This is a genomic window from Frankia sp. R43 (assembly GCF_001306465.1).
GTDB lineage: Bacteria > Actinomycetota > Actinomycetes > Frankiales > Frankiaceae > Parafrankia > Parafrankia irregularis.
The window spans coordinates 1,078,770-1,092,726 of the sequence record NZ_LFCW01000001.1; the positions used below are offsets into that span (position 1 = coordinate 1,078,770).

The 13,957-nt window shown below is 67.8% G+C and carries 10 protein-coding genes and 1 pseudogene; all 11 read right to left on the minus strand.

Annotation, left to right across the window (positions count from 1 at the left end):
- Nucleotides 1-22 precede the first annotated feature (22 nt).
- The gene (locus tag ACG83_RS04040; RefSeq protein WP_083473006.1) at nt 23-2,554 is read right to left on the minus strand and encodes a TniQ family protein; all 2,532 of its coding nucleotides are present in this window, start codon (nt 2,552-2,554) and stop codon (nt 23-25) included.
- On the minus strand, nt 2,551-3,648 hold the full coding sequence (locus tag ACG83_RS04045; protein ID WP_054564771.1) for a TniB family NTP-binding protein: 1,098 nt from the start codon (nt 3,646-3,648) through the stop codon (nt 2,551-2,553). Before ACG83_RS04045 ends, ACG83_RS04040 begins: the two co-directional genes overlap by 4 nt.
- On the minus strand, nt 3,645-5,729 hold the full coding sequence (locus ACG83_RS04050) for a helix-turn-helix domain-containing protein (protein WP_054564772.1): 2,085 nt from the start codon (nt 5,727-5,729) through the stop codon (nt 3,645-3,647). The genes ACG83_RS04045 and ACG83_RS04050 overlap by 4 nt, the downstream gene beginning before the upstream one ends.
- Nucleotides 5,726-6,424 carry a TnsA-like heteromeric transposase endonuclease subunit gene (locus tag ACG83_RS04055; protein WP_054564773.1) on the minus strand — a complete coding sequence of 233 codons (699 nt, stop codon included), beginning with the start codon at nt 6,422-6,424 and terminating at the stop codon, nt 5,726-5,728. Before ACG83_RS04055 ends, ACG83_RS04050 begins: the two co-directional genes overlap by 4 nt.
- A gap of 190 nt (nt 6,425-6,614) precedes the next feature.
- Nucleotides 6,615-6,911, minus strand: a pseudogene (locus tag ACG83_RS04060) (C40 family peptidase); the annotation flags it as partial.
- A gap of 82 nt (nt 6,912-6,993) precedes the next feature.
- Complete coding sequence (locus tag ACG83_RS04065) at nt 6,994-9,504, minus strand: site-specific integrase (RefSeq protein ID WP_200931263.1); 2,511 nt, start codon at nt 9,502-9,504, stop codon at nt 6,994-6,996.
- Nucleotides 9,501-10,172, minus strand: a complete 672-nt coding sequence (locus ACG83_RS04070; protein ID WP_235497603.1) for a site-specific integrase — start codon at nt 10,170-10,172, stop codon at nt 9,501-9,503. The genes ACG83_RS04065 and ACG83_RS04070 overlap by 4 nt, the downstream gene beginning before the upstream one ends.
- Before the next feature lie 155 nt (nt 10,173-10,327).
- Nucleotides 10,328-11,101, minus strand: a complete 774-nt coding sequence (locus tag ACG83_RS04075; RefSeq protein ID WP_054564425.1) for an IS5/IS1182 family transposase — start codon at nt 11,099-11,101, stop codon at nt 10,328-10,330.
- A gap of 179 nt (nt 11,102-11,280) precedes the next feature.
- On the minus strand, nt 11,281-11,751 hold the full coding sequence (locus ACG83_RS41980) for a site-specific integrase (protein WP_152991251.1): 471 nt from the start codon (nt 11,749-11,751) through the stop codon (nt 11,281-11,283).
- Nucleotides 11,752-11,909: 158 nt separating this feature from the next.
- Entirely contained in the window at nt 11,910-12,872 is a 963-nt protein-coding gene (locus tag ACG83_RS04080) for a bifunctional lysozyme/C40 family peptidase (RefSeq protein WP_235497605.1), read from the minus strand.
- Between the two features lie 39 nt (nt 12,873-12,911).
- Entirely contained in the window at nt 12,912-13,925 is a 1,014-nt protein-coding gene (locus tag ACG83_RS04085) for a replication-relaxation family protein (RefSeq protein ID WP_054564777.1), read from the minus strand.
- Nucleotides 13,926-13,957 lie beyond the last annotated feature (32 nt).

Below are 13,957 nucleotides of genomic sequence, written 5' to 3' on the forward strand. Positions count from 1 at the left end.
CTGGTTATCTGGCTGGATATTGTCACTTCTTCTTCGAATTCATCAGGTGGGCGTAGATATCGGGCCGGGTGAGTGCGTGCAGGAGCGCCTGGCCGCGTGGGGTCGGTCGGAGGGATCGGGCAGGTGTGGCGCGGTGGAACAGCGGAGCTCCGATATCGCGTTCGAGGCGTTGGAACTGGCGGACGAGCGCGGCCTGGTGGGCGCCGAGATGGTCGGCGGCGGCGTTGATGGTGGGGAAGGCCATGGCGATCTGGAAGCGGTGCAGCCGTTGCCAGCCGGCGAGGCCGCCTTCGACGACGCGGCGGACGTCGGCTGGGATTGTGGGGTCGAGGGTGTGCAGCAGTTCTGGGCGGCTGGTGACGCCGGGGGGCCGGGACGGGATGCCGTAGCGGCGGGCCCGTTCGATGACGGTCATGTCCAGGACGCCGAGTTCGGCGGCGATGTCGGTGTAGGAGCGTTTGCGTTCGAGGTACTGCTGGCGTAGCCAGCCCTCGTCGATGGGGACCGGTTCGCACAGGTGGGTGATGATGATTCCCGCTTCGCGGGCGAGCTGTCCGACCAGTCTGCGGTCGTAGCCGGTCTCGTCGGCGATCTGTGTGAGGGTTTTGCCGGCGGCGGTGTATTCGCGGTCGAAGAAGGTGCGGGTGAGCAGGCTGCGGGCGCGTTGGCGGTGTTGCCAGGCCGCGGGCGGGGTGACAGCGGACCAGTCCCGTGGCGGGCGCGGGATGCGGTCGAGCGCGAGCCGGAGGTGGTCGATGGTGGTGTTGAGCTGGGCGGCGACGGTGCCGAGGGGATGTCCCTCAACAAGGGTGAGCTGGTAGACGGCGTCCAGGTCGATGTCGTCGGGTTCCCGGCCGGGCAGTGGCAGGTGGGCGACGAGGTCGAGGGGCGGGTGCCAGGTCAGCGGCTCGGTGATGCGCCGCCGGCGCAGATGTCCGGCCGCATGCTTGGCGAGGCCGTCACGGACGCCGCTGGTCAGCGAGGTGGCGAAGGCCAGGTAGGCGCTGCGATCGGCCGAGGAGCGGAACGCCAGGGTGCGGGCGGGGTCGTCGAGGTCCGCGCCGGTGAGTAGTTGGTAGAGCTGGCGCTGGGCGTCGAGGAGCCGGCGGTCTTCGCCGGGATGCGCGCCTGCGCGGAAACAGAGCTGTCGCCACTGCTCCTCGTCGATCAGGATCGGCGGGATCGCGGCGCGGCGGCGCTGGTAGTCGACGGGGCTGCCGTGGTCGTCGAGGTAGTCGGCGAGCAGGCAGATCGCGGTGGACACCGACTGGTGGCCGCGGGCGGCGAGTTCCCTGAGAGTGAGAGTGATGTGCTGGCCGGTCAGGTAGGGGTGCAGCCGGCCGGTGACCTGGTGCAGCGGGTGGGCGGGATCGCCGGGTAGGAGCAGGCAAGCTGCGATCACCGCGCGGAACGCGTGGGAGGTGAACCCGTCCGCGGGCAGGAGACGGACGGTCCACTCCGGCCAGAGCAACTGCGGGATGCCACGAGTCCGCCGGTCCAGCATGTCGGGATCGAGGTCGGGTGGTCGGGCGGTGGGCAGGCAGGAGCGGTAGCGGATCCGGTCAGTGTTGCCCAGCTCCGGGTCGGCGGCGTGCAGGAAGCGGGCGTGGATCGGCGGGGACAGCCGGCGCCACTGCGGCTGGGACATCCCGCTCGGCCGGGTCCGCCGCCTGCCGGCACGGGCGAGCAGGGCGCGTAGCCGGCCGACGGCGTCGGTCTCGTCGTCGGAGAGCAGAGCCAGGGCGAGAGTGACGCTCGTGCCGATCAGCGCGGTGTCAGGGAACGCGGGGATGCCGCCGGGTTCGTCGTCGGCGGGCTGGTGCCGTGTCTGCCAGGCGTGGCGGGCGTGCGGGCCGAGGTCGGCCACGTCCTGCTCGGTGGCGTGGTGCAGCAGCCAGCCGGCGACGATGTGCAGGTCGGCGAACACCGCAGGCAGATCCGGGCTGGCGGGTTCGACGGAGGCGAGCAGGCTGTCGATCCGGCGCTGGCCGCCGAGAAGCGGGTCGTCGTCGGTCAGCAGGACAGTGCCGGCGGCGCGCAGGTCAGTGCCGCAGAAGCGGGCCGCGCCGCGCCGGTTCGGGCAGGTGCCAGGCGGAAGGATCCGGCGGGTGGCGGCCAAGCCGTTGCGGGGTGGGTATCGGCAGGCCGGGCAGCTGGCCGGGAGCAGGAGGCGGTGGGTGGTGCAGGCGAACGTCCAGGTCAGCCGCCAGTGCAGCGCCCACCGGCCGTCCGATTCGGCGAGGCACGCTGGGCAGTAGCGGCTGCCGTGCAGGTTCACCCAGCCCGCCGGCAGGAACCGGTCGAGGATGGCGGCATCAAGGCGGCCGGCGGGCAGTCCGGCGCGGATCTCGACGTGGCGTAGGACCGCGGCGGGGATCCTGGCGGCCAGGTCGACCGGGGTACGCGGGGTGCGGATACCCAGCTCGACGAGGAGTTTGCTGACGGGCAGGTGGTTGCGGCGGGCGAGGGCGTCCAGCCAGGAGTCGAGGCTTTCGCCGGGCAGGATCGGCACCCGGATCGGCAAGGTCCTCCGCCTGGCCGCCGTGCTGGTCATGACGCCGCCGCCCGCTGCCGGGTGGGGGTGGTGGCCAGCCGGCCGTGGGCGAACGCCGCGGCGAGCTGGTTGCGAGCCTGTTCGGACGCTTCGTCGATGCGCACGGTGTCGAGCAGGTCGACGGTCAGCGTCTCGGTGCCGGTGCGGATCGCGGTAAAGCAACCACGGGTGATCAGGGTGACGAACGAGCCGATGTGCCCGCTGGTCCGGGTGAACAGGTAGTCGGCGAGGTCGGTCAGCATCCCCGGCCGGGCGTGGGTGAGCACGAGCTGGCGTTCGGTCGCTTTGAGCAGGCCGCGCCAGTGCGCCCGGCCCTCGTCGGAGGCGACCTCGAACGGGGGCACCGGCAGCCGGGTCCACCGCCGGGCGGTCTGGGCGAGCACGGCGTTGTCGCCGATCAGCCCGTCGGCGAAAAACCGGCGCTCGGCCAGCCCGACACCGACGTAAAGAAAGGTGACGGGCAGCTCGTTGGCCAGCCACTTCAGGTGGTTGGACACATCCAGGCCGTCCTTGCGGCCGGGGTTGATGAAGTGCACGTCGTCGATCACCCCGACGCGGGTCTGGCAACTGAGCACACAGTCGACCGCGTGGCTGGCAAGCTCCGCAGCGGTGGCCCGGTTGGTCGCGGGATGGCCGTAGAACTCGCAGATCATCCGGTTCAGCGTCCGCAGCGTGGTGTTCGACGTCAGCCCGACCCGGAACACCGGAATGCGCTCGTGGCCCTCGTCGGTGACCGGCCCGTGCCGGCGGATCTGGGCCCGGTCGAAGCCGCGGGCGAACACGTTCGCGATCGTCGTCTTGCCCAGACCGGGCAACGCGTCGATCACGGCCGCACCGCGGATCCGGTCGGGATCCTGCCGGTTGGTGAACACGATCCGCTCCAGCTCGTCATGGACCGCGGCGAGCTGCGGAGTCCGCAAAATCCCGAAGTTGGCATGCCAGTCATGGCGCGCCTCGTCGTAGTCCTCCCGCGCCTGCTCACCCAGCCGGGCGCGTTGGGCGGTGGTGAGCCGGTCCGGCTGCCGGCGGGCCGGGGCGTCCACATAGCGGCGCCAGCCTTCCTTGCGGGACAGGCTGTAAAAGGCGCCGCTCATTCGAGGACCTCGAACGCGTCGGCGTAGAAGTCCTCCGACACCGGGGCGTCGAAGATCTCCTCGGCGTCGTCGTCATCGCCGTCCGCCATGGCAACAGGCGCCGGTTCGGCGTCGGCCGCGGCGGAGTCGGTGTTCAGCGCTGCGATGCTGGGCAGCGCGGCCACCTGGTCGGCGGGCTCGTCGGGAACCGGCACAGCGGCGGTCTCGGCGGCCCGCCGCACCGCCATCCGACGCTCCCGCCGGTCGGTCACCATGCCCACGTCCCACCGGCCCAACAGCTCAGCCAGCGCCCGGTGAGGGTCGGGCCACCGATCGTCGCGGGCGGCGAGCCGCCGGGCGTGGCGGCCAGCCTCCGCGCTGAACGGGGTCCCCAGCCCGGCGGCGTGCTCCCACTCCAACCGGTGCCAGGCAGTGTCGTCGGGATCCTGGAAGTAGACCCAGCGAACATCGTCCGGGTTCACCCGGATCGGCCACTTGCCGGCATGGACACCTCCGTGCGGGCTCGGTGTGTTGCGGTAGCGGTCCAGGATCGGGCTGTTATAGCGCAGGCCGTTCACCTCCACGCCGTAATGTTGGATCGTGCGGTAGGCGACTGGCAGGAAGTCATAGACCAGCTCCGGTGACCGCGGGATCCGCAGCAGCCCGGCCTTGGCCACTCCGATCTCATACATCTCGTTCGGGGACAGCCCCAGATGCGGCCATTCCGGCACGGTCAGGCCATTGTGCTTTCCGCGGTGGTAGACCAGCGCGATCCACTCCCGGATGACGCGTTCCACCTCGTGCAGGTAGAGGAACGCCGCGTCTTCCACAGCCTCTCCGCGGCTGTAGATATCGGGGCCCTTGTAGGCAGGAAGATGCTGGATCAGCCCTTCCCGTAGCGTTCTGAAGAATCTTTCCACCGTGGGTTTGTCGGTCGGCTTCTTCGGTTGGGCGGGCTGGATCGAGATGCCCAGCCGGGTGCACACGCTGATCACATGGGAGGACAGGAATGCCTTGCCGTGGTCGATGACCAGAGTTTCTGGCGGGCAGACCGGCACCCCGGGCAACCGGCCGTCCTCGGTGAACACCAACTGCTGGGGAATGCCGTGATACGGCCAGCACGCCTGCTCTGGCCAGTCGGGCGGCGCCGGCTGTGGGGTGACCGTCTCGTAGAGCACGCCGGCGACGTCAACCGCCTTCGTGGACACCGGGGTCACCCGCAGACCGATGATGCAGCGGGTGAACAAATCCTGGGCAACGGTCAGCTGGATCGGCACCCAGCGGCAGGTCACCGGTTCCATGGCGAACACGTCCAGATCCTGGGTGTCGAGAATGACGTACTCGCCCGGCCGCGTCGCGTGTAGCCGCCCATAGGCGCCTGTCGGGCGCTGCGCGATGGACCGACGGGCCTTCGCGCTGCCTCGCAGCGCGTTCGTTCCCTTCGTCAGGCGGCTCAGATGCCGGTAGGCCGTCGCGGTCGACGGCCGGCGCACGACCCCCGCCCCGTAGTCGGCGTCGAGCCGCTCGTCGATCAGCCGCAGCAGAGCACTGGCTGTCGGGGTCGAGGCGTTCACCTGGTCGGCCACCACCAGCAGGCAGGTTTCCTCCCACCTCGGATCCACTGTGCTGCCGCGGCCCTTCACCCGTCGGGCGTCGAGCAGGCCCGACTCGCCGGCCTCGCGGTAGGCGGCCACCCATCGCTGCACGGTCCGCTCCGACCTGCCGAGCTCACGGGCCTTCGCCTCCAGACGGGCCCGCAGCGGCTTGGCCGGGTCGTACTCGCCGCGCGGCTCGCCTGGCCGGGGCATGTCGGCGGACCCGGACCGGTAGCCGGTGAGAAGCTCGCGGACATGGCCAGCCTGCTCGCTCAGCGCTCGCCGCTGGGCGTCCGACAGCGCCGCCAACCCAGTGCCAACCGCAGGGGGTTCGTCGTCGGGAACCATCGCCACCGCGCGTGCCACAAAGGTCGCCAAGCCGACGGTTCGCCACCGGTCTTGGATGTCGCGGACGGTGATCCTGGTGCCCTCGACCTGCACCACCTCGACGACCTCACCGTCAAAGGTGAACCGCATGCCGACACGCAACATCACCGCCTGGCTCATCCGCCCACCGCCTCCGCGTGTGGGCGGACAACGCTCGTCCCGTCCAGGGAAACGGCCAGATCGGCGTGCAACTCGCCGCGCCAGAGCAGGTGCAGCACCACAGGCCGGACCACGGCAGGATGAGCCGGCCGCAGGGACCGTTCCACGTCCACGATCGTCCTCCCCCCGGCAGTCGCCCCGAGCACCTGTGGTATCAGCGCCTCCTCGATGACCATCGGGCGCCGGTACCCGGCGAGGAAGGCAACGTTGGCCAGCAGCCGCGGCGGCGCCCCGTACCACTCCTCGAACGCCCAGCCGCGCGAGGCGACCGTCTCCCGCGTCCAGGCCATCAGCGCCCGCACGTCAGGGTCGTCCCGCTTGCTTGGTGGCTTGACATCCACCACAGTCACCGCACCGTCGCCGTTCACGACCAGCAGGTCCGGCACATGCCGGCGGATCCGGTCACCATCGGCACCGACCAGCTGGAATGGCTGCGCGGCGATGCCGACCACAGCCGCGTCGAAGTCCGCCAACATGATCCGAGCCAGCTCAAGACGACTCTCGTAGATCACCAGGCGGTTGACGGTAGACGACCAGTACCAGCCCGAATAGTGCCTGCGGCCCTTGTACCAGCGGAACTCCCGCACCGGCAGACCCTCCGCCAGATCCTCCGCGGCGACACGGTCCAGCGTCGTGTCCACCTCAGTCCCGGCCATCGACCGGTACCGCACCCGGACACGTCGCCCAGAGCGCGACGAACCGTCAACCACCCGATCATGGTTACACCGCGCGCCGCCGGATCCGAGGGCGCCACGCCGAGCCACTTCTCACCGATCTGTCGGTCGGCGACAGACCGGTGACATCCGATTTGAGAAACTGACATCTCTTTTGAGAACCTACAACGCTCTATGCGACTGGCCTGGTCGCCCCGAAATAGTCATCGCCACTCCACCTATATGGGGATATTTTTACCACTTTCTTCCGACCTGGAGCGGTGATCATCTGTCCGTTTCCAATGTAGATCGCAACGTGGTGGATGTTGGTGGCGGTGCCGTAGAACACGAGGTCGCCGATCTGGAGCGGTTCCCCGGGCGGGACCACAGGCCCGGCCTCGTACTGGGTCTGCGCGGTGCGGGGCAGGTCGATCCCGGCGGCCTGGTAGGCGGCCCTGGTGAGCCCGGAACAGTCGAAGCCGCCTTCGGCCAGTTCTCTGAACTTGCGCAAGTCGGACAGATCATATTTGTCTCGGTTGAGTCGTTGGCTGGACGGGTGTGAGAGGATGGCCCTACTCGGGTGACCGGTTCTCGGGCGCATTGGTGGTGATGGTGCGTGCGACGAGGTGATGGACACTGGGCATGCCGAGGTGGACGGTGGTCTGCCGGTTGGTGAGGCGGTCGAGATCGGTGAGTTTTGCTTCGGCGGCGGCGAGGCTGATGGTGAGGCCCTCGATTTCGCCGAGCCATCCTTGCTGTTCGGCTTCGCTGATGCGTGCTTGCAGGTTGTCATGAACCTCGACGAGTCGTGGCCGCTGGGCCGGGTCAGGCCGCAGCATCGGGCATCGAATGCAGGCATGTTCATGGATGCACGGAGTGTTGTAGGCGCGCCCGCAGGTGCCGAGGGATACTTTGCGCCGTTGAAAGTGGCCGAAGAAGTCTTCCCATTCTTGTTCCGTCGGTGTCCGGTATTCTTCGCTGGGGCGCACGGAACGGCGTCGGGAGATCCATGCGCGGTGCGCTTCGATCGTTTCCTCGGGGTAGGTCGCCTTGTAGCCCATCGTGGTGTTGATGTCGCGGTGCCCGCAGATGGCCTGGGCGATGTGGGGTGGGAGTCCGCTCATGACAGCGTCGGTGACGAAGATGCGGCGGAAGTCGTGCGGGGTGAAGTCGAGGGGCTTTTGGTCCGGTCCAGTCAGTCCGGAGTGTGCGAGGGCGTTGCTGAGCGCCTTCTCGATGGACCGGCGTGGTATCGCTCGGTTTTCGGCGCCCCAGCGTCGTTGGAACAGCAGAGGCATCGGCGGAAGCCAGACGCATTCGTGGATGTCGTAGGAGGGGACGAGAGGCACGGTTCCAGTGGCGTCGCGGACGCGGCAGACCACGGCGCTGAGGACGTCGGCGAGTTCCGGGCTGATCAGCAGAAGGCGTTCGGTGTCAGTTTTTGACGGCGCTATCTGTAGGAGGGGAACCAGCTCGCCGGTGGCGGGAAGCTGGTATTGGATGAAGCTGTGGTGGGTGAGTTCGAGGAGTTCCTCTGCCCGGATTCCGGTGTGTCGCAGGATTTCCACCGTTGCCCATGCCCAGAACGCTTCGTGTTCTTCAAAGGTCAGGTCGTGGCGAACGCCGCTGTTCTGGTCGTCGGCCCAGACCTTCGTGCCGCCAGCGGTCGGCATGAGTGGCCGTAGAAATGTGCGGTCCGCGATGGTGAAGGTCTCACCGGGGTCGGTGCGGCGAGCGACGGCGAGACGCTCCGCGGTGTCATGGCGACGCTTCTCGACAATGCGGACAAGGGCGGGCAGGTGCGGCAGGCGCTCGCGGGTGCGCTGGTCCATCCGCGCCTTGCGGCGCATCCGCTCTTTCCACCGATTGACGTCGGCAGGCGTGACGGGGCAGGGCGCGGCCCAAGGGCCCCAACGGGCTGGGTCTTCCAACGCCCACTGCGCAATGTCAAGATAGAAGGCACGGACTGCGAACATGCAGCTCTTGGCGTTCGCCCGCGGGGTCTCCACGTCGACGAAACCCCCGTCAGTGTCGGCCGCCTTCGTAGTTCTCACTTGGATGCGTTGCTTCCAAGCCGTGGCGACCTCGTCGGGAAGGTGGAGGGAGTAGATTCCGGGATGGTGGCGCTCCAGGTCTCCCCAGAACAGGCCCGCGAGCTTTTCCGCGAGTTCCTTCAAGCTGACGTAGTCCACTGCTGGCTGCCGGTAACGCAGATACTCGACGAGGAGATTCCGCACCGGCCGGCAGCGTAGAGCGAACCGATCCACGAGCGCCTCGACGGTGAGCTGTCCGGTTGCGCCGCGGAAGGCCCGTATCGTGGGTGGCGCATCGGGAGAGAAGATCCCGGCGTCGTGCAGGAGCTGGTAAAAATAGGTCTTGCAGGTTCCACCTTTGGCCTGCACCGAGCTTTGGACGTCCAGCAACTCCACGCAATCGCCGGGGACGATATCGGCGATGAGTCCGCCTTTGCAAGCCATGATCGTGGCGGTGCGGTAGAGAGCGAGACGGACCATCAGCGGCGCCGCGGCAGGGTTCTCCCGCGCGCAGGCCCGCAGCCGGGCGAAACCGTCGGGGTCACGGGAACGTTCCATGGCCGCTTGGAAACGCGGGGAATGACGGGTCATCATCCACCGCACCCCGGGCCGGATCACATCCCCGCAGATCAAGGCGAGCAGGCCAGTCGAGAGACAGGGCTCGTTGGTGTCGTCGCCGACTCCCCGCAGCCATTGCACGGCTATTTCCCGCCAGTGCTTCCCGTCGATCTCCTGCACTCCTGTGGCGAGCCATCGCTGCTGCCAGGTAGCGCCTGAATGGCCCTGCAGCCACCGCAGGACGCCGGTGATGCCGCTGCGTCGTTTCCATTGCACGGCCTGCTTGTCAGACCCGTAGGGCGGGGGAACAAGGAGCTCAACGATGTCACGACTGCCAAGGAAGGTTTCCGGCCACGACCCCGGAACTGCCCGCGGCGGGAACTGTATCCGCAGACGCGCGGCAGCGCCAGCGGTGCCGCGCATCGTCCCGGGTTTCCTGACAATGGAATGTGACCCGATGGATGGATCCGGCCGATCCAAGACCTCGGTCACGGCGTTCTCCCGGGGAAAAGGACCTGCAGGCTGTCAGGCCGGTATCCCACGGCCGGCGGAGGCGGTGGCGCGACAAGGCCCGCGGCCTGGCGGGCATGGTGAGCGCGCATTCCGGCGAGGACCTCGTCTTCGAACGGTGTCGTGTAGATCTGCGTCGTCGTCAGGCTGGCGTGCCCGAGGACCCATTGCACGTCGGTCAATGCCACCTGGGGATCCCGTGCCATACGGTAGGCGGCCGTATGACGAAAATCATGCAAGGTCCAGTTACTCCCCAACATGGCCTGCGCCCGGTTGAGGGCCGCCCTGGCGGCATGATAAGTCAAGGGGCGAGCCGGCCGCCGCAATGTCCACCAGAGGGGGCAGTCCGGTCCGGACGGCGCCAGATCATGAACCTCCTGCTGATACAGACGAAGCCATACGAAGGCATCCGGAGACGCCGGCAGCCGCTGGATTGTCCGGGAACCTTTCCTCACAACGCTGATCAATTGCTGGCCTGGGTCAGCATCAACCTGGGTAGCCCCCAACAGCTCGGACGCGCGAGCACCGGTTGACACGTAAAACGCAACCAGTGCACGGTCGCGGTGGCTCAGCAACGCCGCGAACAACTCGTTGAAGCGCTCGTCCGGGATCGCGCGAGGTACCCGCTTCGGGATGCCCGGACGATACAAGCCGACCCTCGTGTTGCGAAACGGCTCCAGCGGATTATGGTGTGCATGGGGCCGTCCCTGGTCCTCCCGCTGCCGGACCAGCGGAAACGGATTTATGACAGGCCCACTACCCCAGCGCCGGTGGCAATCATAGAGCCTTTTCAAAGTCGATTTTCCTAAAGGCCCTCACTGGAGAGGACGAGGACGGCCTGGGCGAAGATGCCGACGCGGCGTGGGCAGCCGCGGAAACGGTCGAATATGTGCCAGTTCTTGAGGACCGCGAATCCTCGTTCGCCTTGCGAGCGGGTGGTGGCGTGGGTCCAGTTGGTCTCTTTGTCGCGGTCGGGGAGTTCCCTGTTCTTGGGTTTCTTGACCGGGACGAGGAGGCGGTCACCCTCGCCGCCGACGTAGCCCTTGTCCGCGTAGAGGTAGAGCCCCGAGCGGTCGATCAGATGGAGGACGTCGTGCATCCGGGCCGCGGTGAGGTCGTGGACGGAGCCGGGAAGTCCTTCGGAGATCCAGAGCAGCCGACCGTAGGGGTCGGTGAGGCCCTGCAGGTTGATGCCGTGGTACTTGTGCTTGCCCGAGTAGTACAGCTTGTTGTGCGCACGGACACGGTTGGTACGCACGACGGTGCCGTCGAGGATGAGGAAGTTGCTCTGGGTCCACGCGAAGGTCCAGACCGCGGCGAGCAGGGTCCGGCCGTGGGTGGCGAGCAGGCCGACGGCCTCGCGGATGTAGTTGTGGACGGTGCCGACGCTGACCTGGAAGCCCTCGGCGAGGTGCTCGTAGCGTTCACCCTTGCGGAGGTGGGCGAGCACCAGGAGTGCCTGCTCGCGTGGGGGCAGCTTGCGCCAGGTCCGGCGCTGGGCGCGGTCCTCGGCCAGCAGTCCCGTGAGGAAGGTCAGGGTCGACTCGGGCAGGTCGACGACACCGGGGTAGGTTAGCAACGGAAGTCCTCGGTCAAGGGCACAGTGGAGTAGGAACCCTGTGATCTACCGGGGACTTCTCTATTTACGGCATCCCTCCGCCCGCCGCCCGACCAACTATTGCCGTCGCCAGATGATGGAACGGCCCGAGCCGGTTCCCGTTCAATTCGTCAATTGGTGACCCTTAACCGCCGGGAGAATCAGACAAACCAAGATTGAAAAGGCTCATAGAAGGCGCGCAGGACGGTTTCGCTATGCGCGACTGTACGGGCCGCATACTTCACCCCCGGGGCCGGCCTTCCCGTGACTGGGTTCGGGCGCCCCGCCCCCGATACTTTCCTCGTTCGCTGGCTCCGCGCCGGCTTGTCGATAGTTCTCAGCCAGCTGGAGAAGTCACGCGCTTCGACTCTGCCCGCCGCATCCCAGGACACATCAACCGCCCACAGGAAACGGAACCAGCGAAGAAGGTCCAGCCCATAGGAGCGTTGCGTTGCCGCCGACCGGCCTGCTGCCTGCAGATCCTTCAAATAGACCGTGACCGGCTCCACAACACGCCCAGTTCCGTCCAGCAGACGGTACGGCTCGAACAGCTCGCCCGTGTCTCGCAGGCATCCGACACAAGGCACTACCAGCGCGGCCAAGTCTCGCGACTCATTCTCAGTATCGATCATCGCCCTACTCCAGCGGACAGACGCAGAGAACGGGCGCTCACCACGCCGGAACCTCCACGCGATCCAGTGGTCTGATTGTCGCCATGCCCTTCGGTTACGACGGTGGACGGACACACAGCGAAAATCACTATTCCTATCCAGCCACACCGTGGTCACCTTCATCCCCGATCCGCAGGCCGTGTTACCCCTACAAGATTGCGCCAGATCGAGTCGATGCGGACGACGGCACCCCGATGAGGAGCATTAATCATTTGAGTTGACGAGATTGCAATCCCGACGTGCGTGACATCACCAGGCCCGGTCCCGAAGAACAGCAGGTCCCCCGGCTGCAGGACCGAGCTTGCGGGAACCAGCGGTCCCGCTTCGTACTGTTGCTGGGCGGTTCGGGGCAAGTTGACCCCGGCTGCCGCATAGGCAGCACGAGTCAGACCCGAGCAGTCAAAACCGCCGGTGACCTTGACCCGGCCATCTGGTAGTTCAGTCAACTGGGGGCCGTCTCCGCCCCACAGGTAGGGGATGCCGAGCTGGCCCTGGGCGTAGATGACGGCGGCGTAGCCGGCGTTGGATGGGCTGGTGTCGGCTCCGAAACCGCCGCCAGTCGAGCTGTACTCGGTGGCCTGGGTGACGACCTGCGCGACGTAGGCGTCGGAATGGTTGTAGGCCCACAGGGCGCCGGTCAAATCGGTGGCGACATGGTTGTCGCACAGGTACGCCGCTGCGGCGTACACGGCGTCCTGGGGGTTGTAGAGCGACGGCGGGTTCGCACCGCCAGCCGGCAGGGGATGGCGGGCGACGACCTCGGCGAACGTCGGCGCGAGGAACTGCATAGGACCGCCCGCCCCAGCACTGTTGGTGCCGCTGACCACACCCGGAAGCCGACTCCGACCATGATCAGATTCGACTTTACCGATAGCGGCGAGGGTCGTCCAGGACAGGCCGGGGCAGGTCGGGGCGGCCCGCATGTAGAGGTTCAGGTAGTCGGCGGGGATGTCGTCGAGGGCGGTCTGGCTGGGGCTGCCACCGCTGTTGCAGCCGAGGAACCAGCCGACGACAGGTAGGCACAGGACGCGTTCGGCCACCCCCGCGGCGGCGGCGCCCATCATCACGATGAGCAACACCACCGCGGCAACCGCGCCGGCGAGGTATCTGGTCGTGGCCGCTCACCCCCGGTACTTCTCGGGAGGCATCGGCGCCGGCGGACGAAGCCCCGTCCCGGTGGGGATGGCGTCCGGCCGGTCGGACACCGGCGCGGGGGCGGGCAGCCGGGGCCAGGCCCGGGGCAGCTGGTCGAGGGTGAGCCGGCCCGCGCGGCTGGAAGTGAGCGGCAGCCAGCGGGCGGGCGCCGGGTCGAGCTGGCCGTCCGGAGGGGCGAGTGTGGCGGCTGTCGTCGCGACCGGGACGGTGTGCGGCTGGTCGAGACCGGCGACAGCCTCGGCCAGAGCTCGGCGGGCGCGGGTCTCCCGGCCGGCGGTCGGAAACCAGAACAGGACCGGGGTGGTGATGCCGGTCGAGGTGGCGAGCCGCCCATATTTGGCGATCTTCGCGGCGAGACGGGCGTAGGGTTCGGTGGCCCAGTCGAGTTCGAGGAACCATTCGACGTCGCTGTTACGGCTGGTCCAGCGGCCGTAGGCGTCGGGACGGACGATGTCACCGAACGCGGCCCGGGTGCGGGTTTCGGACCACCAGGCGGTGAGCGTGCCGGCCGGGTCGGGCCTGCGGGCGTGGGCGATGAGATGAGTGAAGAAGCCGTTGACAGCAAGACGGTGGGCGAGCTGCGGCCAGTAGGCGACCCCGAGAGCCCGCTCATGGCGGTAACCGATCGAGGCAAGATCAACGCCGTCCTCGGCCGCGAGGATCGCAGCCCCGGCGACGTCACAGACATAGTGCGCGGGCGGCATGCCTTCCCCGACGGGGCTCAGCGGTTGGAAGCGGTCGATCACACGCCAGCGGTAGAGCTTGAGCAACCTCTCGTTCGCAGTGCGCCGGGTAGGCCAGCCGGCCTGGACGAGCTGGTGGGTGGTCAGGACCCGGTGCTCGTAGAGAAGCCGGGCGACCCACCGGTCCCGCGGGCTGAGGTGGGGGGTGAGGTTGGTGATGTGTTCGGCGTCGGCGACGACGCGGGCGGTCGGACGCATCGGAGCCCGCAGCGCGCGCTGCGGCAACGGCTTGGCCATCGGGAAAGTCCTTCGAAGCTGCGGAGGGGCGT